The organism is Arthrobacter dokdonellae (assembly GCF_003268655.1).
GTDB classification, from domain to species: Bacteria; Actinomycetota; Actinomycetes; order Actinomycetales; family Micrococcaceae; genus Specibacter; species Specibacter dokdonellae.
This window is the reverse complement of the sequence record NZ_CP029642.1, coordinates 154,290-176,375: the sequence shown is the minus strand read 5'-3', so window position 1 is coordinate 176,375 and position 22,086 is coordinate 154,290. Positions and strand designations below refer to the sequence as shown.

The 22,086-nt window shown below is 63.0% G+C and carries 20 protein-coding genes; 5 read left to right on the top strand and 15 right to left on the bottom strand.

What is annotated here, in order from left to right; genetic code table 11:
- Positions 1 to 124: 124 nt before the first annotated feature.
- Positions 125 to 1,267 carry an IS701 family transposase gene (locus DMB86_RS00835; RefSeq protein WP_418202279.1) on the bottom strand — a complete coding sequence of 381 codons (1,143 nt, stop codon included), beginning with the start codon at positions 1,265 to 1,267 and terminating at the stop codon, positions 125 to 127.
- A gap of 329 nt (positions 1,268 to 1,596) precedes the next feature.
- Here DMB86_RS00835 and DMB86_RS21380 point away from each other — a divergent pair, with 329 nt between their 5' ends.
- Positions 1,597 to 1,725 (top strand): hypothetical protein, encoded by a 129-nt coding sequence (locus tag DMB86_RS21380; RefSeq protein ID WP_257792224.1) that lies wholly within the window; start codon positions 1,597 to 1,599, stop codon positions 1,723 to 1,725.
- A gap of 172 nt (positions 1,726 to 1,897) precedes the next feature.
- Here the strand turns inward: DMB86_RS21380 and DMB86_RS00830 are convergent, their stop codons facing one another.
- From DMB86_RS00830 to DMB86_RS00800, 7 genes are all read right to left on the bottom strand, one after another.
- Positions 1,898 to 3,538, bottom strand: a complete 1,641-nt coding sequence (locus tag DMB86_RS00830; protein ID WP_113716140.1) for a right-handed parallel beta-helix repeat-containing protein — start codon at positions 3,536 to 3,538, stop codon at positions 1,898 to 1,900.
- A 188-nt stretch (positions 3,539 to 3,726) separates the two neighbouring features.
- Positions 3,727 to 5,181: a sulfatase family protein gene (locus DMB86_RS00825; RefSeq protein ID WP_113716139.1), complete on the bottom strand. Its 1,455-nt coding sequence runs from the start codon at positions 5,179 to 5,181 to the stop codon at positions 3,727 to 3,729.
- Positions 5,174 to 7,015 carry a family 20 glycosylhydrolase gene (locus tag DMB86_RS00820; RefSeq protein WP_171814323.1) on the bottom strand — a complete coding sequence of 614 codons (1,842 nt, stop codon included), beginning with the start codon at positions 7,013 to 7,015 and terminating at the stop codon, positions 5,174 to 5,176. Before DMB86_RS00820 ends, DMB86_RS00825 begins: the two co-directional genes overlap by 8 nt.
- Before the next feature lie 59 nt (positions 7,016 to 7,074).
- Positions 7,075 to 7,944: a carbohydrate ABC transporter permease gene (locus DMB86_RS00815; protein ID WP_113716137.1), complete on the bottom strand. Its 870-nt coding sequence runs from the start codon at positions 7,942 to 7,944 to the stop codon at positions 7,075 to 7,077.
- The gene (locus DMB86_RS00810; protein WP_113716136.1) at positions 7,941 to 8,921 is read right to left on the bottom strand and encodes a carbohydrate ABC transporter permease; all 981 of its coding nucleotides are present in this window, start codon (positions 8,919 to 8,921) and stop codon (positions 7,941 to 7,943) included. The genes DMB86_RS00815 and DMB86_RS00810 overlap by 4 nt, the downstream gene beginning before the upstream one ends.
- Positions 8,922 to 8,990: 69 nt before the next feature.
- A complete protein-coding gene (locus DMB86_RS00805) occupies positions 8,991 to 10,277 on the bottom strand; it encodes an extracellular solute-binding protein (RefSeq protein WP_113716135.1) in 1,287 nt (428 codons plus the stop codon).
- A 56-nt stretch (positions 10,278 to 10,333) separates the two neighbouring features.
- Positions 10,334 to 11,701: an ROK family transcriptional regulator gene (locus tag DMB86_RS00800; RefSeq protein WP_227878524.1), complete on the bottom strand. Its 1,368-nt coding sequence runs from the start codon at positions 11,699 to 11,701 to the stop codon at positions 10,334 to 10,336.
- Between the two features lie 50 nt (positions 11,702 to 11,751).
- Between DMB86_RS00800 and DMB86_RS00795 the strand changes: the two genes are divergently transcribed.
- Positions 11,752 to 15,303, top strand: a complete 3,552-nt coding sequence (locus DMB86_RS00795; RefSeq protein ID WP_129545435.1) for a discoidin domain-containing protein — start codon at positions 11,752 to 11,754, stop codon at positions 15,301 to 15,303.
- Positions 15,304 to 15,345: 42 nt separating this feature from the next.
- On the top strand, positions 15,346 to 15,534 hold the full coding sequence (locus tag DMB86_RS21575) for a transposase (RefSeq protein ID WP_113716132.1): 189 nt from the start codon (positions 15,346 to 15,348) through the stop codon (positions 15,532 to 15,534).
- Between the two features lie 3 nt (positions 15,535 to 15,537).
- On the opposite strand, the gene DMB86_RS21305 is transcribed toward DMB86_RS21575, so the two are convergent.
- Positions 15,538 to 15,750, bottom strand: a complete 213-nt coding sequence (locus DMB86_RS21305) for a hypothetical protein (protein WP_236783349.1) — start codon at positions 15,748 to 15,750, stop codon at positions 15,538 to 15,540.
- Between DMB86_RS21305 and DMB86_RS21570 the strand changes: the two genes are divergently transcribed.
- Entirely contained in the window at positions 15,661 to 15,927 is a 267-nt protein-coding gene (locus DMB86_RS21570; protein ID WP_418202335.1) for a hypothetical protein, read from the top strand. The two genes, DMB86_RS21305 and DMB86_RS21570, sit on opposite strands and share 90 nt — an antisense overlap.
- On the opposite strand, the gene DMB86_RS20460 is transcribed toward DMB86_RS21570, so the two are convergent.
- Positions 15,870 to 16,181 carry a hypothetical protein gene (locus DMB86_RS20460; RefSeq protein WP_171814309.1) on the bottom strand — a complete coding sequence of 104 codons (312 nt, stop codon included), beginning with the start codon at positions 16,179 to 16,181 and terminating at the stop codon, positions 15,870 to 15,872. The genes DMB86_RS21570 and DMB86_RS20460 overlap by 58 nt on opposite strands.
- A 989-nt stretch (positions 16,182 to 17,170) precedes the next feature.
- Between DMB86_RS20460 and proC the strand changes: the two genes are divergently transcribed.
- A complete protein-coding gene (proC, locus tag DMB86_RS00780; protein ID WP_113716130.1) occupies positions 17,171 to 18,007 on the top strand; it encodes a pyrroline-5-carboxylate reductase in 837 nt (278 codons plus the stop codon).
- A 121-nt stretch (positions 18,008 to 18,128) separates the two neighbouring features.
- Here proC and DMB86_RS00775 read toward each other — a convergent pair whose 3' ends face one another.
- Genes DMB86_RS00775 through DMB86_RS00755 form a run of 5 tightly spaced genes read right to left on the bottom strand, consistent with a single transcriptional unit; the run spans position 18,129 to position 22,002 of the window.
- Positions 18,129 to 18,749, bottom strand: a complete 621-nt coding sequence (locus tag DMB86_RS00775) for a methylated-DNA--[protein]-cysteine S-methyltransferase (protein WP_113716129.1) — start codon at positions 18,747 to 18,749, stop codon at positions 18,129 to 18,131.
- Complete coding sequence (locus DMB86_RS00770; RefSeq protein WP_113716128.1) at positions 18,746 to 19,357, bottom strand: RNA polymerase sigma factor; 612 nt, start codon at positions 19,355 to 19,357, stop codon at positions 18,746 to 18,748. Before DMB86_RS00770 ends, DMB86_RS00775 begins: the two co-directional genes overlap by 4 nt.
- 14 nt (positions 19,358 to 19,371) lie before the next feature.
- The gene (locus DMB86_RS00765; RefSeq protein WP_113716127.1) at positions 19,372 to 19,881 is read right to left on the bottom strand and encodes a methylated-DNA--[protein]-cysteine S-methyltransferase; all 510 of its coding nucleotides are present in this window, start codon (positions 19,879 to 19,881) and stop codon (positions 19,372 to 19,374) included.
- A gap of 50 nt (positions 19,882 to 19,931) precedes the next feature.
- The gene (locus DMB86_RS00760; protein ID WP_113716126.1) at positions 19,932 to 20,618 is read right to left on the bottom strand and encodes a potassium channel family protein; all 687 of its coding nucleotides are present in this window, start codon (positions 20,616 to 20,618) and stop codon (positions 19,932 to 19,934) included.
- Entirely contained in the window at positions 20,611 to 22,002 is a 1,392-nt protein-coding gene (locus DMB86_RS00755; RefSeq protein ID WP_227878792.1) for a TrkH family potassium uptake protein, read from the bottom strand. Before DMB86_RS00755 ends, DMB86_RS00760 begins: the two co-directional genes overlap by 8 nt.
- Between the last annotated feature and the right edge of the window lie 84 nt (positions 22,003 to 22,086).

Genomic DNA, 22,086 nt, shown 5'->3' with positions numbered 1-22,086 from the left:
AATTGTTGGGCGTGGTATTGGTGTCGCCGTCGCCAGAGTGAGCAGCGGATTACGTGGTGTGGGTCCGGTTCCCGGTGCCAGATGATGCGGGTGATGAGGTGCCTGATTTCGGGCAGGGAGAGTCTTACCAGGTGCTCGGCGCCTGGCTGCGGGCCCCCTTTTTAGAGCGGATGACGCTCAGGAAGGCGTGGGCGAACATGGAGAGCGTGATGTGCCGGTACCAGCCGGTGTATTGGCGCACCTGGTAGTGGTCCAGGCCCGTTTCGCCCTTGGAGGTTTGGAAGGTTTCCTCGATGGCCCAGCGGGCCCCGGCGACCCGGGCCAACTCGGCCAGGGTGACGCGCTCGGGCGTAAAGCAGATGAAGTAGGCCAGGCCCGTGGGATCCTTGAGGGAGCGGCGGGCCAGCAGCCAGTGCTCGCCGGTTTCGGCGGGGCCGTTGATGCGGATCCTGGCCCAGGAATACAGCCGGTCGCCCTTGGTCCCGGCGCCGGCGGTGCGGGTGCGCCAGGCGCGCCTGTCCAGGGCGGCGAAGAGCTCATCGGCCCGGCCCTCCCCGCCCACCGAGCCACGGGCCCGGGCGATGGCGCGCTGGTTCATGGGCACGGCCATGACATAGTGCAGGCCCCGGTCTTCCAGACGGCGGCGCAGCCCGGCGTGCTGTCCGTAGACCGCGTCCCCGGTAAGCCATTCGGCCTCGATCCCGGCATCCAGGGCGCGTTCGATCATGTCGGCGGCCAGCACGGGCTTGGTCGCCATCACCCGGCCTTCCGGGATGCCGGCGCGCTTGCACCGGGCAGCGTCATCCATCCATGCCTTGGGCAGGTAGAGTTCCCGGTCCAGGAACGTCCGGCCCGCCGGTGTCGCATAGGACAGGAACACCCCGAGCTGGCAGTTCTCCACCCGCCCCGCGGTGCCCGAGTACTGGCGGGCCACCCCTGCCGATGCGGTCCCCTTCTTCAGGAAACCGGTCTCGTCGATCGCCAGGATCCCCTTCGGGTCCCCCAGATGCTTTTTCACGTAACCGACCAAGGCGTCCCGGACCTTGTCCGGGTCCCAGTCCGTGGTCGAGAGCAGACGCTGCATCCCATCCGGCGTGCCTTGTCCGGCACGTTCGGACAGGGTCCAGGAGTTCTTCCGCTCCTCATCCGAGAGCAGCCCGCGGATGTAGCTGACGGCGTTGTTCCGCGGCTCCGTCCGGGCGAACTCACCCCCGATCAGCTCCCGGATTTCCTCCAGGCCATCAGCCCATTCCTGTATCTCTGCCACCCAAGTATCATCGCCCACCCACCATGATTAACAGGATTCCGGGCCAAAGTCCGATTAAACCGCCGACACGGCCAGAAAATAAACGCGACTGTAGTACTAGGAAGAGAGACACCGCTATTGCAACAGGCCCGTTCCTGAACTGGGTCCCGGCTGAGGAGACATTCCCAACACTGGCCGGGACCCGGTGCTCCGGTATGACGGCCTCGCGATGCTGACGAGTACGACGCTGGGTTTCACCCTCTGCGCGGGGAGCTTGGAGGGGCGCTGAGCTGCGGCGGGCAGGGCTCGGCACCGCGACCGGCATCACGACGGACCAGGAACTGGCGCCCATGCTCTCCCTGCTGGCCGCCCTCGCCGAGGGACCCGTCTCCTACGTCGATGACCACTTCGTGCCCCACGCAGGGGCGATGCCCGTCACCGAGAGCTGGAACACCACACGCCGCGGCGCCCGGCCCTGAGCCCGGGGCCGTCGTCGTCGGCTCCGCCCTTCTCTACCTGCCCGGTGTGCTGGCCCAGCTGAGGGCGGTCATCGGAGCGGGCGCTCTCACGGAGGAGCCACCGATCCCATATAGGGAGGAACCCCCGGCCGATGGCCGGGGGTTCCTCCCTATAACCATTCCAGGTTCCAGACTAGCCGTGGCGGGGCATGTACCAGCTCTGGGCAGCCGTCACGTACGACCCGGCCCCAAAGTACCGGCTCAGGTTGACGGGTCCGGCAAGTGACGCGAAATTTGCGTTGGGTCCCCTGGTCGCATAGGCGAATGCCGTGACGGCCGGAAATCCCGCCGTGGCCCCGGACTGGGGCTGCATGCCGTTTCCTGGCGCCTGCACGTGATTGGCCGGCGGGTTCAACAGGCCCGTCAGGATGTTGTCGTTGAAGGTGTACCCACCGGACTTCAGATTGAAGTTCGCGACCCCCGACCCTGTTTTATAGACGATGTTCCGGTCGAACTGCACGTTGCGCAGGCTCGTCGTGTTCTCATTGACGACCGTCTGGCCTACGCCGTCTCCGACGTAGATCGTATTGTTGCTGAACTGTGCGCTTTCCACGGCACCAGCGCAATTCTCCACGCCCCGGAACGAGTCGTTCTGGCTGAAGTTGTAGCGTACGACGGCGTCACGGATGATCCCTGGGCCGTTGTTGCACAACAGAAAGAACCCGCCGGCGTTGTCATGGCTGTAGTTGTACTGGAACGTTGTGCCGATATTTCCCTGGTCAACGTCGTAGGCCATGCCGTCCCGATGGGTCTCGCCGCCGGAGACGTCGTTGTACTCAAACAGGCTGTTGTTGGTGTTGAAGTCCCAGATTCCAGCATTGTAGCCGGCGGATCGTTTGTTGAAGCCGGCCACCGTGTTTCGCTCGACGGCCGCGGCGTCGGTGGTGTTCATGACAATCCCGTCGCCGCCGATATCGGTCAGGGCGTTGTCCTCAACGACAATGTGCGTTGACGGCAGCCAATTGGTGTCTTTGGTGGGGCCGACTTCCGGCCGGCTGCTCCACGTACTCAGGGTGGCAACAATGCCTTGCCGGTCTATGTGGTCAAGGGTATTGCCAAGAATCTTCACGCCGTCGAATTTTGTCGGGACCGACGAGCCCGTCACCGTGAAGGCTATGCCTTGGCTCCCGTTGGGCCCCTTGAGGTCACCCCCAAGGACGTCGTGGACGTACAGGTTCTGCAGCGCGTACCCGCTTCCCGTGCCGAAGTCGTTGAGCTGGACCAGGACGCCCCGCCGTTGCGTAGCGGGATTCGCCGCGTTCGTAATTCCCAGGTTTTTCAGCTTAATGTGCTGTTCGTTGTACAGCCACACGGCTGACGGTGCGCCCGCCCCATCGATAACGGCCCGCCCGCCTTGATGCCCGTAGTCCGAGATGACGAACGGCTGGGCTGCGCTGCCAGATCCGGTTGGGGCCAAAGTGCCAACGCACGTCGCGCCGCGCTTGAACAAAAGCTGGTCACCGGGGCCGTATTTCTGCGAATTCGCCTGACCCAACGAGTTCCAGGGGCTGCCCTGCGAGCCGTCCCCGGAATGCACCGCCGCACAATCAACGTAATGCTTGTGTCCACTGGCCGGCGTGTTCGCAGACGCCGGCGCGGCAAGTCCAAGGCACATGGCCAGGCCCGTGCCAACGGCTATTGCTGCCGCGGCTGCTCTCCTGTGTTTTACCGACATATCTTTCTCCATTTCTTTACAACTTGTGGGATGGGCGGTGTTCGGCTGATGACCACCGTGCGCAGTGAAGAGTGGCCCCAGTAAACCCGGTTCCGACATTCGTAAACTTATGTTTTGTGATTTATGCCCGTAATAATCCGGCAAAAGATAAATACTTTGACAGCGGCGTCACCTCGAAGCAACAACGAAGTCAAATTGAGGGGTCCGGTTGTATTGGACGAGGTTCTCAGAGGTGCTCACGTCTGGTTTGCTGGCGCGAGGATGAGCCCCGTTCTCAATGCCCTTTGCTATGTATTTTGCGGAACCTCGTCAATCAGGAGCTCAGGAATAGGCTGTGATTGATGGGGGGAGTCCTTTAGCTCCTTCTGCAGCGTCCACATGGTCGCCTTCAATGTTTCACGGAGGTCCCGGTACGACGGTTCGGAATAGACATTGTTCAGCTCGGCGGGGTCGGCCTCCAGATCGTACATTTCCCACTCCGGAGGGTAGCTTTTTCCGGAGGTTCCGGGCAGACCGAGGCCGTCGTTGTAAAAGTAGATGAGCTTGTGCTTGTCGGTTCGGATTCCATAGTGCGCGAAAGCGTGGTGATTGATGTCGTCGTTTTCGAAATACCTGTAGTACATCGCATTTCGGGTTGGCTTCTCTGGCTCGGTGGTTAATTGCGGCCAGAAGCTGAGGCCTTGCATTCGAGGGTGCGCATCTATCCCGGCACATTCGAGGATGGTTTGGGCGAAGTCGACGTTTGTGACGATCTGGGTCAAGGGCATCGACGTTGCCGGGATCTTCTCCGGGTAGCTGATCAGCAGTGGCATCCGCAGGGCCTCGTCGTACATGAACCTCTTGTCGAACCAGCCGTGGTCGCCAAGGAAGAACCCTTGGTCGGAGGTGTACATCAGGAGCGTATTGTCGAATTGTCCCCGTTTACGGAGCCAATCGATGACGCGTCCGACGTTGTCGTCGACGGAAGCAATGCAGGCGAGGTAGTCCTCCATGTAGCGCTGGTATTTCCACAGTGCTTCCTGGTCGTAGCTCAAGCCTTGGGGAGGCAGCTCTTTGAGGTCCGTCAGGGTCAGGTCATCGGCGACTCGCATGGCGGCTCGATGCGCAGCGGCCGAGCGGGTCGCGTAATCGTCTGTAAAGGTTGCCGGGACGGGGATCGGCGCATTGTACATGCCCTTGTGCTTTTCGTCCGGCTCCCAAGGGCGGTGCGGCGCTTTATGGTGAATGAGCAGGCACCACGGTTCGTCGCCCGCCAGTGAGTCCGCCCACTCCAGAGACAGGTCCGTGATGATGTCGGTGGCGTATCCTTCAATGACTTCAACCCTGTCTGCGGTGAGGATTTGTGGATTGAAATATTCACCCTGGTCGCGCAAAACAGCCCAGTGGTCGAAGTTCTGGGGATCATGTCCCTCCCCCTCGCCCATGTGCCATTTTCCAACGACCGCGGTCCGGTAGCCCGCGTCCCGGAGCTGGGAGATAAAGGTGGGCTGGCTCGCGTCGATAGGTGTCTCAAGGGTTGTTACGCCATTGATGTGACTGTAGGTTCCAGTAAGGATTGAGGCCCGCGACGGTGTGCAAATGGCGTTTGTGCAAAAGCAGTTGTCGATGACTCGACCGTGCTGGGCGATTTCGTCGATTCTCGGCGTCGTGTTGACGACTGAGCCGTATGCGCTGATCGCGTGCGAGGCGTGATCGTCGGTGAGGATCAGCACGATGTTTGGCCTGCGCTGCGTGCTAGCCATTGTTGTTCCTTCCAAGGGTGTGGATGGCGGATATCGATGCAACCCGCTCCAGACGCCTTCTGAGCGGATCCAGCACCGCGAGGCTCGCGTGCAGCCCGCCGTATCGTGAGTTGGCAAGCCAGCGCTCCTGGTGCCGCTCCAAGAGCCGGGACAACCGGACCATCAGCTGGCGCGCATCGCGTGGAGCAGGATCGCCACTGGCGCTCATACCGGCACCAATGAGGTCGATCGCGAAGAGCGCCATATCGATCACGAAGGCCAGGTCCGCCACGGCGAGTTCAGCGTCACTGCAGGCCGGCTGCGCGGAGATTAGCCGCAACTGGTCCTGGATGAGCCGTTCGCGGGCGGTTGCCATCAGGTGGGCCGGGGGAATCTTGCCGATGGGCAGGTCACCGCCTCGGCTCAGTGCAACCCATAGCGGTGTCGTGTTCAAAATCGGGCAATCCAGCAGCTCGGCAATGTGCCCAACGGAGCACAGGACTTCCCCAACGATCCCCGATTCGTCGTCGAAAAAGTGCCGGTTGAGCACCTCCGGAAGCGAAAGGCTCCTGTTGGCTTCCAAGGCCCAGCTGAAGGCTCCTCCGGCAGCGATAGGCGGAAGCGAGATCACTGGCGGATCCCAATATCCCTCATTTCCCCAAGACGTGAGGAGATACCCCTCCGACGAGTATTCAATTCCGACCTCGGCCGCGTCGATCAAATTGGCCAATGCCTCATCGAGGCGCCCAGTGACCGAACGCCACGCATTGGTTCCCGGCGCCACCCAGAACGGTGTCTTCGACGAGATGAAGGATCTTGCCCGGTCCCGGAAGCCTTCAACCAGATCCCGCAACACAATGCCGTGCGCGGCATGGACCGCTTCATCTTCGAGATCATTGAGCGCAACCAACCGCTTCATCATTTCACCCGAGTTGTACATCCACACGACCGGGATGGCTCCGGGGGGAAGCTTCTCAATCGCTTCGGGGTAATGCCCGACGATATCTGCCCAGTATTCCACCTGGTACCCCTGGGCAATCCAGGGGTCCATGACGGCGGAGACATAATCCGCGTATACGCTCCCGAGGCCCTCTGCGGCGGCGCGCTCCTTGCTGACCCCCATGCCCAGTTCCCAGGGCTCATCGGCGCCGATGTTGAGGCGTTTGTGTCGAAAGAGGGGAACCAGCTCGTCGAGGAGGGCGGAGGTGAACTCGACGTTGTCGTCTGTCGGGGCGAGTGTCGTCGGCGGAAGGACCTCGCTGAGCAGGTTCATCCCGTTCGGGCTCTCCGCACGCTGTGCATACTTTGCGTGGGAGAGCCACCGCTCCATGTGGCCGAGGCAGTTCTGGTTGGCCACTAACGCGATCCCCGCACTCGCACACACGCCGTCCAGCCAACGAACGTCCGCTTCGGTCAGCGGCGAGGAGGCATCCCAAACTTGGGGGTGCTCCCGGTAGGCGAAGGTGTGTTCCGTATAAAGCTCAAGCTGGTTGTAACGTGCGGTGGAAAGCGCGGCCACGAGGCGGCGAAGGGCTGCCCGCGTCGGAACACGGTCGCGGCTGACGTCGAGCATGTAGCCGCGTACCGGAAAATCCGGCCAGTCTTCTATTTCGAAAGCCTCCTCACACAGCATCGCCCCGCTTCGCAGCTGTTCGAGCGTCGAGAGGCCGTAACGCAGGCCCGCCTCGTCGGCATGGGTGAGGTCGATCCTGCCGTCCTTGGCGGAGAGGATGTAGCTTTGCGCCCGCATGCTTTGATCGCACTGGGTGAAGACCTGGGCCAGCAAACCGGCCGGTTCGCCTCCGGTGCCCTTGATGAGTCGGGGCGCCGGAAAGATCCCACGGGTGGACATCATAGTTTTCTCTCTCTCGGACTGGTTTGATGGCAGTGTCGCCGGTGTGGGTGTCACGGTGCTCATCCCTTGACCGCCCCGGCGACCATGCCCTTGGTCATCTGGTTTTGAACGCAGAGGAAAATGATGATCACGGGAATGGCCACCACGGTGGAGCCAGCCATGACACCGCCCCAGTCCGTACCTCTGTTCGCCGTCTGGAATGTTTGCAGCCAGAGCGGAAGGGTTGTCTTGTCGCTGTTGGTGAGCATCACCAAGGCGAGGGTGAACTCGTTCCATGCGGCGAGGAATCCGAACACTCCGGTTGCCACCAGGCCCGGGCCGAGCAGCGGGAGTGTGACGCGGAAGAATGCACCCAATCGCGTGCACCCCGAGACCATGGCGGATTCTTCCAATTCAACTGGGACCCCGTCGACGAAGCCCTTGAGCATCCAGGTGATGAACGGCAGGACCGTTCCGGCGTACAGGATGGCCAGCCCTGCCGCGGAGTTCAACAGATGCCATGCGTCCAGCATTTTGTATTGGGAGATAAAAATGGCCTCGGTCGGGATCATCTGGATGACCAGGACGAAAACGATGATCCATCGCCTGGCGCGGAACCTGAACCTGCTCAGCGTCACGGCCGCCAGGCACGCCGAGACGATTGCGAGCGCGACTGCCGCGCAAGTGACGATCAAGCTCATCCTCAGGGACGACCAGAATTGTGCCGTGCCCAGAACGCTCTGGTAGGCGGAGAAATCGGGGGTGAAAGGAAAGAACGTGGGGGTGTTGTTGAGTAGTTGGTTGGCTGGCAGCATTGAGCTGTTGATCATCCAGTAGACAGGGAACACCCACGCCAGTCCGGCAACGATGGCAGCGATATTCCATAATGGCCGAGCCGGTCTGCCCGCCACCTTGCGCGAGCCTGGCCGCTTCCTCGTCAGTAGGCTCATACTATGTCTCCTTGCTTCAGAAGCGTGCGCATGTACTGCCATGTCAGCAGAAGTGCGATCGCCAACATGATCAGGGCCAACGCCGATGCCAGCCCGTAGTTGCCTTGGCCGATGCCGATCCGGTAGACGTAGGTGCCCAGCACATCGGTAGCGGTGGAAGATCCGCCGTCTTGTTGGAGGACGTAGACCTGTGTAAAGACGCGGAAGTCCCAGATCACCTGCAGCGTCCCGATCAAAAAGAGCATGGGACGGATGATGGGAAGGACGATGTATCGAAGCGTGCCCCAGAACCCGGCGCCGTCGATTCCAGCAGCTTCGAGGATTTCATCCCCAACCTGGGTCAGCGCAGCATAGATGGTGATTGCCACAAGGGGGATGCTGCTCCACAGGACGATGACGCCGACGATGGCAAGAAAGACGACGGGATTCGAGGAGAGCCAGGAATAGCCCTTGAACTGGGGCAGGCCGACATGGGTCAGGACATAGTTGAGCACGCCCAACCGGGCATCGAGGATCCACTGCCATACTGTCAAGCTGGCTATCGACGGCATCGCCCAGACCAGCATGAGGCAGACGCTCAAGAAGATCCGCGCATAGTTGCTCGCCCGCTGCATCACCACTGCCATCCCGATCCCCACCGCCATCGTCAGCGCGGCCACGATCAGGCAGAACCCAAGTGACCTAACGAGGACTTCCCAGAATTCGGGATCGGTGAGTACGGTGACATAGTTGGCGAAACCGATAAAGGCCGGCGCCTGTCCAAACTGTTGGGCCAGTCCGTACTGTTCGAAGGACATGACGATCTGCCTGTACAGCGGATAGGCGAACGTCACCCCAACCACCGCCAAGGGCAGCAGCAGCAAGACAAAGGGTGTGTAGCGGGGCTTGAGCCTAAGTCCCGGACGCCGGCCCGTCGTCTGGGGTGTTCCAGACGCCTTGGCCAGTTGGCGTCCGCGTCTTTCGCGGGTCACGCTCATGGTGTTCTTCCTATTCAATGTGGCGGCGTGGTTGCAGGCCCCGGGTGGGTAGCCACGACTGCTTGGTGGTTAGTTGCTCGCGTTGAGTGCCGTTTCAATTTGGGTGTCCGCGGCCTTGGCTGCCGTCAACGTGTTCTCGCCCTTCGCGATGCTGATGTAGAAGTTTTTTAAGAGGTTGTTCGCGGTGGCCACACCCCACTGCGGCGTATTCGGTGTGAGCTTCGAATTCTGAACCGCTTCCCGGGCCACTGCGGCGAATGGGCCGGTCAATGCGTCTGCGTAGCTCATATTGCCGGGTACCCAGCCACCGTCCTTGGCCAGCAGCGACTGGAATTGCTTCCCCATGATGATTTTCAGTGCCGACTGGTCGAGTGCCGGGTGGGCGGACGCTGCGGAGATGCTGACATTGGAGCCGCCGGCAAAAGTTTTCCCAGGGGTTCCCACAGTCGTGCTCGGGAATGCGAACATTCCGACGTTTCCTGAGTCCATAAGTTGTTTGGAGATCTGGGTTGAGACGTTGAGCGTGCCGACCATCATGCCTACTTGGCCGGAGTTGAACAGGTTGTACATACCGTTTGCGGCCGCCGTACTGTCCAGTCCATAAGTCGTGTCATTTTTCCAGATTGCCTGGAGTTCTTGCAATGCACGCTGGGAGTCGGCACTGGTGAGGTCGCCAACCCATTTGCCGTTTTCACTGTTTGCGTAGCCTCCACCATTGGCGAAGAGCCACGATTCCGGGGCGTGGACGTCATTTGCGGACAGATAGATGGAGGAAAAGCCAGGTGTCTTGTCCGGGTTTGCGGCCTGCAGTTTTTGGATGGCGGCCTGCAACTGGTCGATCGTCTGCGGCACGGCGATGCCGGCCTTGGCGAAGAGGTCCTTGCGGTAGTAGACGCTCCGGGATCCTGCGTAAAGGGGGACGCCGTACAGTTTGTTGTCCCATGTCGCAGAATTGACAAAACTCTGCACTAGTGAATTTCCGCCGAGCTGGCCCTTCAGGGCCGTGATGTCGCTGAACGCCCCGACGGAGGAGAACGTCGTCGTTTGAGTGCTGCCGGTCTCGACAAGGTCGGGGGTTTGGCCCTTGCTCGGAAGGCTTGTCTGAAGCTTTTGTGCAATGCCATTCCATTGCTGGACCTGGACGGTGAGAGTTGAGCCCTTGTTCTCCTTCGCGAACTCCGTCTGTAGATAGGCTTGGGCGCTTGAAGGAACTGAATCCTGCATGAACCACACCCGCAAGTTTGCCGGTCCTTGGTCCGCCGCCGCTGGGCTGGTGGCGCCGGAAGAACAGGCGCTGATGCCGGCGATCAGGGTGAGTGCGGTTCCAACCGCGATCATTGTCTTGGCGATCTTCATTGACTTGCCACTTTCTATTATGGGTTATGCGGTGAGGAGGGAATCTCCCACCGCGTTTATGAAACTTCTCTTCTTGCGGGCACAGATGGATTGCGTGTTGAGGGCTTGGGATAGCTGGCGAGCAGCGGCGACTGGTGGAACATGGCCACGATGGCACCCAGGGAACCTGCCTCATCGCCGAGTCGGGCGGTGCGGATTCGTGGCGCGGTTTCGAGCATCGGCAACAGCTCGTAATTAATAATTCCGGCAGCCTGTTCCAGCACCACGGGTGCGGCATCAACGAGTTCCCCTCCAACGACGATTTCGGACGGATTCAGGGCCACAGCCGCCGGTCCGAGTACGCGGCCGACGGCTCTGCCCGCATTCCGGAGGACATTGTCCACGATGGGATCACCCTGGCCAACGGCGGTTCGCAACTTTTCGAGTGTTGTCACTGCGGCACCGTCTGCCTGGCACCGGGCCAGTATCGCCGGCACCGACGCAACGGTCTCCAAACACCCCCGTTTGCCACAGTGGCAAGGGAGGCCGCCCACATCGACGGAGACATGGCCTAGCTCGCCTGCAAAGCCCGACGAGCCAGACAGCAGACGGCCACCGACCACCAGGCCGCCACCGATTCCGTCGGAGAGCCGAAGGTATAGCAGGTGCTCAGTGTCCAGGCTGCTGTCCCAGCTTGCTTCAGCCAGGGCGGCGAACCGCGAGTTGTTGTCGATGATGACAGGCGCATCAAACCGGTCGGCGAAGGCTGCGCAAACAAGTTCGCCGGCCGTCCGGTGCAAACCGGCTGCGGAATCCCCGCTGCCGCCTGCCATGCGCTGGGAGAGTGGGCCGGGAAAACCTATGCCAATGCCCTGCAGCGCCCCGAAATGCGCGCCTGTCTCTTCACCCAACCGGTCGATGAGCGCAAGGGCGAAATCGATCCGCTGGACCCAGGTGGAGGTGGCACTGTAGCGGATCCCGCCCGAGGCAATGACATTGTGCGAAGCGTCCACCACCGAGACGTGGACCCGGCCGTGGCCAAAGTCAACCCCCATCAGCTGGCCAGCCTCGGGATCGAGCGCAAGACGCTCCGCCGGACGGCCGCGGCCTATCCTTTGATCTGCATCGGTGTTCACGACAAAGACGGCCCCACATTCGATCAGCGCATTCGTGACCTCCGACAGGGTTGTCCTCGACAGGCCAATATGTTCGGCGAGTTCACTCCGGCTCAATGCCCCGTACTGCCCCAGCACACGCAAGATGCGCTGCATGTGCAGTGTGTCGCTGCTTGGAGTCAGAGGTTTCTTGCGGGCCATAAGTGCAGCGTACAGACGCCAATTTTTTCCGTCCACACTCCAACATAATAAATATGGCTTTTTGTTCAAGAACTTGATGAATTTGAAAAGCCAGTGCGATCCCGTGCCGTGGGAGGGGTGCTTTGACATGCTACGGTTCTCACCAGCCGATATACGACGACGGCAGAAGGCAGGCAACGGTGGACGATCCAGGCCGAAGTATCCGCAATTTCAACACCGACTGGAAATTTGTCCGGGGCGACATCTCGGACGGTCACCTCGCCAGCTTTGACGACGCGGCCTGGGACTGGGTCAACCTGCCGCACGGCATCAACTTCAATACTTCCGAAAACGTTGCGGAATATTTGGGCGTGGCCTGGTATCGCAAGAGCTTCGCCACGGAACCTTGCATGGGCGGCAAGAAGGTTTTCCTGGAATTCGGTGCCGCCATGCAAAAGGCCGAGGTCTGGCTCAACGGCACAAAGCTGGCCGTGCATGTTGGCGGCTACACCCCCTTCACTGTTGATGTCACCGGCCAGTTGGTTGCCCGCGGGGAGAACGTGGTGGCGGTCCGGATCGACACACGGCCAAATCCGGCCTGGGGGCCCGGGCGGACGGGCGTTGACTTCCGGTATTTTGGCGGAATCTACCGTGATGTGACCATGACGCTCACCGATCCGGTGCACATTACCGACGCAGTCCACAAAAATGACGTGGCCTCAGGGGGGCTGTTCATTACCACCCCGACCGTGGCACCGGCGAAGTCCGTGGTCCAAGTTCGCACCGACGTGCTGAACGATTCGTCGGCTGTCCGCGCAATCACTGTGCACTCCGACGTTTTGGACGCTTCGGGCGCAGTGGTTGCCACGGCAGCAGCGGATGCGGCCGTTTCGCTGGCAGCCGGCACAAGCGCTGTTGTGCAACTGCGGCTAACTGTGCACAATGCCAACTTGTGGCATCCCAACACCCCACACCTTTACCAGGCGCGGGTGCGCGTCCTTGCCGACGGTGTGCTGGTTGATGCACGTACGGAACGGTTCGGGATCCGGCACATTGACTGGCGGCACGAGGGACTGTTCATCAACGGGTCCAGATTCAAAGCCATTGGTACCAACAAGCACCAGGAGATATATGGCCTGGGCAATGCCGTGCCCTCCAGTGCCATCTTCCTGGACGTCAAAAGGGTCAAGGACTGCGGGTTTGATTTCATCAGGACCTCGCACTATCCCAATGCTCCGGCGTTCTATGCGGCCTGTGACGAGCTGGGTGTGCTGGTGCTCAATTCCATGACCGGCTGGCAGACCTTCAACAACACGGATTCGTTCAAGGGCAACACCTACCAGGAACTCCGGGACATCATACGCCGCGACCGCAACCACCCTTCGGTGGTGGCCTGGGAGACCAGTCTCAATGAGAGCAGCTACTCGGCCGAATGGGCCAATGAGGTGCACCGGATCGCACACGAAGAATACCCCGGAGATCAGATGTTCACCGCGGGTTGGCTGGACTATTTTGACATTTTTCTCGGCGCTTCCCAGCACGGGATCCGTGACACCAACCAGGCCAAGCCAATCCTGATCAGTGAATGGGGCGACTGGGACTACGGTGGAAACCGCTCCACCAGCAGGGTGGCCCGCGAATCCTACGATTGGGTCTCCATGGCCCACAACAACCTAAGCCAAGCAGACAATCACCAGGAAGGCTTGAACGCAAATCTCGGAGCAGCCTGGTTTAGCGCCGATGGGCTGTGGGCCTTCGCCGACATGAGCGGCTACAACCCAGGCGCATCCCTGATGGGCGTGGTGGACTACTGTCGGATCCGCAAATACAGCAGCTACCTCTTCCAGTCCCAACGCGACGCCGACATCGCAATTCCCGGCGTCGACTCCGGGGCCATGGTTTTCATCGCCAACACCTGGTCTGCCGATTCGCCTGTGGACGTGCGCGTCTACAGCAACGCCGAGCAAGTACGTCTATTTAAGAACGGGGGCCTCATCGGTGAGCAGTTCCCGGATTCCGGTGCCAACACGGCCAATCTGCCGCACCCGCCGTTTACGTTCAACGCGACGCCTTACAGTCCGGGGGAACTGCGGGCGGAGGCCCTGATCGGCGGCGAAGTCGTTGCAACCCATCGGATCAGAACGGCCGGAGCCGCGGTAAGGATTGCGCTCAATAGAGAGTCCGGGGAGGCCATAGCCGCCGACGGGTCGGATGCCCGGCTGGTCTTCATCGAGGTTCAGGACGCCGACGGGACCATGGTCCACGCCAATGCCAGCCAGGTATCCCTGTCTGTCACCGGCCCCGGCAGGATTGTCGGTCCCGCGACGGTGACCATGAAAGGTGGCCAACTGGCCGTTTGGGTCAGGGCCGGGCGCGCCGCGGGGCAGATCACCTTGACTGCATCCGCAGACGGGCTGCTTTCGGGGACCACCAGCATCACCGCCACAGAAGTGCCGGGACTGCCCGCGCCACGCTACGACGACCAGAACCTAACTGCGTCGAACATTGCCATCGGCGCTGTTGCCTCTGCATCGAGCTCGTTGCCTTGCCGCCCCCCGGCCAACGCGGTGGACCAGGATGCAGCCACATCGTGGGTGGCAGGCTCCGAGGCTGCGGAGGCTGGCGATGCGCCCGCGGAGAAAGCCGTCGGCGGGGGTTCGTGGCTCCAAGTGGACCTGATGAAGCGCCATGACCTGCAGGGCTCGGTGCTGACGTGGAACTGGCAACCCGGCTGGCCATACACCATCCAGGTCTCCGAAGACGGGATCGTGTGGGATGCGGTGGCGGAGAAGTCCGTGTCCGCTTTCGGGGCTGATGTGCGGCGGGCCACGGCTACGGCCTCGGACAGCTGGTTGGCGTCGGGGCGGTTCGTCCGGGTGGCTTTCCCCGACACCTTCCGCGCTGCTGTTCCGGAGGTGACGGATTTTGCCTTGCGTGGGACGCAGTGTTCGCCGCCACCGCCCGTGGACGTTGCGCAGGAGAAGACCGCCGTCCGGGCCTCCAGCTTCGCCCCGGAGCATGGTGCGGAAGTTGCCAATAACGGCAACCCAGCCGAATACTGGCAGGCTGGCAGCGGCGGACCGGCATGGTGGGCGGTTGACCTTGGCGCACGTTATCGGCTCAGCTCGGTACTGGTGACATGGGTTGATGGCAGCCGTGCCTACCAGTATTTGGTTGAGGTTTCCAAAGACGGGTCCAGCTATGTCACCGCCGTGGACCAAGGCGCGAATGCCACGCCCGGGACTGAGAGCCAGGATGCCTTCGAAGCCACGGCACGCTACGTGCGGCTGTCCGTCGTGGGAGGTTCCACCAGCGAATCGCCGGTGGGAGCCTACAACGTGAAGACCCTCGGCGTGCCTGCCCCCAATGTTGTGGTCCGCAAGACCAGCAAGGCCAGCTCGGCGCGTGCCGGGCATGGCCCGGCGATGGCCAACGACATGCTCCCGGACACCAGCTGGCAATCAGCGCCTGGCACCGGTGCCGACCAATGGTGGAGTGCCGATCTTGGTGCTGGGTTCACACTTGACGGCGTGGACGTTGACTTGGTGTCCGGATCCGTTACGGACTACCGACTGGAAACATCACTGGATGGCCAGGTTTGGACTTTGGCAGGCGGGAGCAGGGGGCCAGCCGGCATGATTCTCACCGAACCCGTCGCCACTCGGTATGTTCGCATCACCTTCCACTTGGCAGGGCCCGACGAATTTGCCGGGATTCGCAGCGTTGTCGGCTATGCCAGCGAATTGCCGTGACGGGCCGCCCCAGCCAGCCAGATCGGTGAGTAGTTTGGGGTGATGGCACGTCCGGACCTTCCGCGGTCGATTCCGGGGTTCCAGGCACGGTTCGGTGACGAGCCGTCCTGCGTGGCGTATTTGTCGGCCTGCCGATGGCCGGAGGGCTTTGTTTGCCCACGATGTCAGGGACGCCAGGCCTGGCCCCTTTCAACGCGGATTCTTTGGGAATGTGCTGCCTGCCATCACTAAACCTCACTCACGGCCGGGACGGTGCTGCACAAGCTGCTCCGGGCCATGGTCAATCTCGGGCGCACCATGTTGACCGGGGAGGTCGAGGTTGATGAGTGCGAGGTCCGCGGAGTGGAAAAGGGCCGGATCGGCGGCCGCAGCCGGACCGCCAAGGCAGCCCAGGCTGTTGTCACTGTTGAGGTTCGCGGCCAAGGCTCCGGACGCATTCGCCTGCACGTCATCCCGGATGCCTCAGGAGAAACGTTAAATAACTTCGTCCATGCGACCGTGGCACCGGTGCCGCCTCGCGGGTTACGCCGGGGGCGACGTGCGTGGACACGGCGAGGCGTGAATGGTCATCCCGGAGCTGGAAGACCACGCACTTGCGCCCGCCGGTTAGAACGTACTCCGTAGGCTCCAGTTGCCAGCAGGCATTCGAGGGCAGGATAGACGAACCTGCGGTACGCCGTCCGGGGCTTCTTCCGAAGCTCGGCCCTGGCCACATTCCTTTCCCGAAAGTTCCGCACCAGCGACACCACGGACGGCGCCTCCATCCCCAAGGCCACGATCTTGTCATGCAGGCGGATCGGCCCATGGACCAACCCGGCAGACTCCAGCGCGGCCCGCACCTTCAGCGCCACGTCGTTGACGTCTTCAGCGAGCTTCATGGGCGAGTTTTTCGGGCGGCGTGAGCATGGCTTCACGGCCGTGGCCCGGCCCTCATCAGGCGGCTTGGCCCGGACTACACAAAACGTCCTGCGGGTGATGGAGTGCTCACGGCAAAAGGTGCTGACAGCACCACTTGGCACATCATCGGGCCGCTTGGCCATCGCAGGGCCGATATGGGCATTGACAGGCTCATTACCATTCCCCGCCATTCTTGGCCCGCCCGCCGGCATGGTCAAAACGCCTGCAACCCCCTGGGAAGCGTCACCACCAAGGCCCTTGGAAATGTCAATGATGTATTGAGGCAGGACTGTCATCGAAGTCCTGCGACTTAACGCCCTCAAGCCTTTCCCTGACGTGGCGGGTCAGTCAGGTTGCAGCCTGAGGTAGGGGGCAGGGGCGTTAAATGCGAAATCGCCGGAGAGCAGGTTGCCAGTGGATGGGGGGAAACACTGGCGAGTTCTCCGGCGATTTGACTGGTCTTCAGGACAGGACCAGTCCGATCATCACTCGCACCCTTATGAGGTACTTAAAACAATAGAGTTCGTGATTGGGAATAGTCGGGGCGCAGGCTGTGCATTTGCCGTTAAGCCTTTGGCCCGCGCCGGCCATGGCCGAACTACTTCCTCAAAGCGAGAAACGCCGGAAGCATGCTAGATCTTGGGGGATACCTAGCTGCTTCCGGCGCTCCGGACCGACAGAAATAAAACACCTGCTGGTCCATCATCACTCGCACCTTTATGAGGCAGTTATGACACTAAAGGCGTTGTCTGAACGGAGACCCCCGTGGGGCTGGGAAAAGGCTGGCAGTTCCAGGGTCCGGCAGTTCCAGGGTCCGGCCGCAAAGCCAGCCGCGGCGCCCGCCAGGCTCCCTTTCAGACCCGGAACGCTCGGCAGGGAAGGTGCCGGATCCGCCGGAGCATGCGCGGTCCAATGTGACCTTCCGTCGTGCCTTGTTGCATGCCGGGGCTGGGACAAGAATGATGGGGGCATGAGCAAAAAGATTGTATTTCTAGGCTGCGGCTCCATGGGCGAGGCAATTTTGACTGGCTTGCTGGCCGCCGGAACGCCGCCGCAATCAGTGACAGTAACCGTCCGCAGGCCGGAACGGGCGGAGGAACTGGCTCAGGCCCACGGCGTCACGGCCCTGGCATCGAACGAGGAAGGCAACGCCAATGTCGAAGCCGTCGCCGGAGCCGACATCGTCATCCTCGCCGTCAAGCCCGTGGGCATCGCGGAGTTGTGCCGCGAGGTCGCCGACGCGCTGGCTCCGGGTGCGGTGGTCATCAGCGTCGCGGCTGCTGTCTCACTGGAGCAGCTCGAAGGCGCACTGCGGCCCGGGCAACCGGTGGTTCGATCCATGCCGAACACGCCGCTCAAGGTGGGACGCGGCGTCGTGGCGTTGTCCGCCGGGAAAGCGGCCGACGAACACCACCTGGCAGCGGCCCATGAAATCTTCGACGGTTCGGGAGTGGTGCTGGACGTCCCCGAGGACCAGCAAGACGCCGTGTCCGCAATTAGCGGGTCGGGCCCGGCCTACGCCTTTTATCTGGCTGAGGCCATGGCGGCGGCCGCGCAGGAGTTTGGGCTTTCCGCGGAGATCGCCCAGATCCTCGCCCGGGAGACCGTGGCCGGCGCCGGCCTCATGCTCGCCGAGCCCGGTGCCGACGCCACGGCCCTGCGTCGCGGCGTGACGAGCCCCCACGGCACCACGGAGCAGGCAATAGCCACCTTTGACGATCAGGGTCTGACCGGAATTGTGAGCGCCGGGGCCAAGGCCGCTGCAGCGCGTGCCGCCCAGATGACGGAAGAACTCGCCGGAAAGTAGGCGCCTCCCGCCTTGAATCCAAGATGCATGCCTCTCAAGGGAGGTGGTGATCTCGAACCTCAGCGGGGCGGGAGGTGGTGATCTCGAACCTCAGCGGGGCGGGAGGTGGTGATCTCGAACCTCAGCGGGGCGGGAGGGCTTCCAGGTCCAGCAGCAGCGCCTTGGCTTCCGGTCCACCCAGGTAGCCGCCCAGGCTGCCGTCAGAGCGGACCACGCGATGGCAGGGCAGCACCAGCGGCAGCGGGTTGCGGGCGCAGGCGGTTCCCACGGCCCTTACGGCGCGCGGACTGGAGGTCAGGGCGGCCACGGCGGCGTAACTGGCCGTATCCCCGTACCCAATCTCCGGCAGATGCACCAGCACTTCGCGCCGGAACCCTCCGGCCAGGCGCAGGTCCAGCGGGAGGTCAAACAGCCGGCGACGCCCGGCAAAGTATTCCTCGAGTTCCCGGGCCGCCGGGTCCAGCCGTGCGGGGATCCTGAAAATGCGCGGGCTGACAGTGGACGCCAGGGATTCCAGGACGGAATCGTGTCCTTCCCGCGCAAAGGCGACCCGCATGAGCCCCGCGTCCGTGCCCGCCAGCAGCAGCGCCCCCAAGGGGGAGTCCACCACCCGGTACGCGACGTCGATCAGGCCCTCCGCGCCGGCCGCCGCCAGGAGTGCGGCACGCAGCCGCGCAACCGCCCCCGGCTCGCCGGCCGTCACGGCGGCCAGTTCCGCCGGCAATCCACGATCCGTGCTCATTGCCCTCTCCCTTCCGAAATGCCTGAAGCGGCCAGCAGTACCCGCAGCGCCCTCATCCCGTCGGACGCCGCCCGCCGCGCCGCCGCCTCCGAATTCCCCAGCAGGGCCGCCACCTCGGCATGCCGGAGCCCTGCCAGGTGGTGGTACACCACCGCCTCGCGCTGCTTTTGCGGCAGCGCGCCGATTGCCGCCCACACCACTGCCGCGGCCTCACCCGCCTCGACGGCGAGGACGACGGCGTCCCGTCCTCCCGCGTCCGGCCCGCCCGTGCGGCGGGCGCCAAAGGGGCCGGCCAGCGCTCCTTCCAGCGCGCCACCCAGTGGCCCGCCGTGCGGGCTGCCACCCTGCGGCGTTCCACCGGGGCCCGCGGCACCGGCCGGGAGAGGCAGCCGGCCGGCCTTGCGGTGGTGGTCCATGGCCTTGTTCCGCGCGATCGTCACCAGCCACGCCTCGGCGTTGAGCACCACGGTGGAGGGACAGGCCCGCAGGGCGGCCAAAAAGGTTTCCTGCCAGACGTCGTCGGCGTCCTGGACGCCCACCAAGTCCCGGCACACCCGCAGGACCGCGGGACCGTGGGCTTCGACCAGGACGTCAAACGGAGGCCGCACTGGTCCAACGCGGCTCAAAACAGGGCTTCGGTGTGGGTCCGTGCCGGGTTTTCCAGTTCCAGCAGGAACTGCTTGCGTTCGAGGCCTCCGGCGTACCCCACGAGCGACCCGTCGGCGCCCACCACGCGGTGGCACGGGACGATGATGCTGATGGGGTTGCGGCCGTTGGCGGATCCCACTGCCTGCGCCAGGGAGCGGTCGTCGAGCATCGCGGCGACGTCCCCATACGTACGCACCTCCCCGTACGGAATCCGGCGCAGGGCATCCCAGACACGGTGCTGAAACGGGTTGCCCGCGGGCGCCAGCGGCACCGCAAATTCCGTGCGGACACCGGCAAAATACTCGCCCAGCTGCTCCACCGCCGCGGCGAGGATGGGCGAATCCGATGCCGGGACCCGCTCCCCGAACGTCTTCCAACCCGGCCGGCGCAGGTGTTCGGCCATGTACACGGCCCCCAGTCCGGCGTCGTTCGCCACGGCGGTCAGAGGACCGATGGGCGAGTCAAAAACGGTGTGGGTGTTCATGGTTTTTCCTCCATGCCCGGTAGACGCTGCGGCCGCCGAATGTGTGAGTCTCAGGGCCGTGCGGCGAAGCGTTCCAGCAGGTCGACGTAGCCGGAGACAATCAGCATGTCGCGCCCGGAAACGCGGGTGTGCGGCTGGGCGTAGGTGAAGTCCTCGCCCGGGGACTTCACACCAACAATGGTCACGCCGTACTTGGAGCGCACCTTGGATTCCTCCAGCGTGAAGCCCTGGGTCTCCTTTGGCGGGTACATCTTGACGATGGCGAAATCGTCGTCAAACTCGATGAAGTCCAGCATCCGCCCGCCGACCAGGTGCGCGGCGCGGACACCGGCGTCCGCCTCCGGGTAGATGACGTGGTTGGCGCCGATGCGGGTCAGGATCTTCCCGTGCGACTGCGTGATCGCCTTGACCCACAGGTGCGCGATGCCCAGGTCCACCAGGTTCACGGTGATCAGCACGCTCGATTCGATGGACGTGCCCACCCCGACGACGGCGGAGCTGAAGTCCTGCGCGCCGAGCTGGCGGAGCGCGTCGATGTTGGTGGCATCTGCCTCGACAACGTGCGTGAGGACGCCGGCCCACTTTTGCACGAGGGCGGGATCCCGCTCGATGGCGAGGACTTCCCGGCCCTGCTTGACCAGCTGGTGGGCCGTGGCCGCGCCAAAGCGCCCCAGCCCAACGACCAGGACCGGTGCGTTGTGCGGAGGGCGGTTGCTGGAATTTGCCTTGTCAGCCAATGATCGGCCTCTCTTCCGGGTAGTGGTACAGCTGGCGGCGCTGGCGCAGGGCCAGGGCGGCCGCCAGCGTGATGGAGCCGACGCGCCCAAAGAACATCATGGCGCAAAGAACGTAGACGCCCGCCGGCGGCAGCTCGGCGCTGAGCCCCGTGCTCAGTCCCACGGTGGCGAAGGCGGAGATGGTCTCGAACAGGACCCGGTCCAGGCTCTGGCCGGAGATGGCCAGCAGCAGCCCGCAGGCGATCATGACCAATGTGGCGCCCATCATGATCACGGAAATGGCCACGCGCATGGTGCCCTGGGGGATGGTGCGGCCGTATATTTTTACGTCGTTGTCGCCGCGGGCCTCGGCGACGATGGCCAGGAACATGACGGCCAGGGTGGTGACCTTGATGCCGCCTGCCGTGGACGCGGAGCCGCCGCCCACAAACATGAGGGCGTCGGTGAGGAGCATGGTGGAGGAGTGCATGGAGTTCATGTCCACCAGGTTGAAACCCAAGGAACGGGTCATCACCGAGGCAAAGATTGAGTGGGTGATCTTGTCGCCCAGGCTCATGTGGCCGATGGTGGCCGGGTTGGTCCACTCCATGGCTCCCCACAGCACGGCGCCGGCGGCCAGCAGGATCAGCGAAACCTGGATGGTCAACTTCGCGTGGAGCGTCCACTTCCTGAAGCGGAAGCCGCTGGCCAGCAGCACCATCAGGACGGGGAAGCCCAGGCTTCCGATGAACCCGCCAACCATGAGCGGGACCAGGATCCACAGGTCCGACTCGTAGGGGACCACGCCGTCGGAATGGGGCGTGAAGCCGGCGTTGTTAAAGGCCGAAATGGAGTAAAACGCGGCATGCCAGATGGCCTGCGGCAGCGTCTCGCCCAGGACCAGGAACCGGGGAGCCAGGACGAGCGCCAGCGCGGCCTCGATGGCCACGGAGGTGCTGATGACGATCCGCAGCAGCGTGCCGACCTCGCCCAACCGTCCGGCGTTCATGGCTTCCTGGGCGATCAGCTTGCCGCGCACGCCCAGCCGCTTGCTGACCATGAGCGACATCAGGGACGCCAGGGTCAGGATGCCCAAGCCGCCCACAAAGATGCCGATCAGGATGACCAGCTGGCCGAAGAAGGACCAATGCAGCGCGGTGGAGACGGTGGTCAGGCCGGTCACGCACACGGCGGAGACGGCGGTAAACAGGGCGTCGTGAAACGCCGTGGCGTGGCCGTCGCGGGAGGCCGCGGGCAGGGACAGCACGAGCGTGAAGACCATGATGACCAGCGCAAAGACGATGAGCGCGAGCCTCGCCGGTGAACTGTTGGCCACCCTGTCCACAAAGTCGCGCACGGTGACCACGACTGCCAATGGCCAGTTGCGGGCTGGGGCGGCTTGGATCGGTTTAGTGGCCAAGGTGTGTGCCGCGCCTCCTGCCCGTGATAATCCTGTTCATTTCTGCCGCGGCCACCGATACGGCAAAGC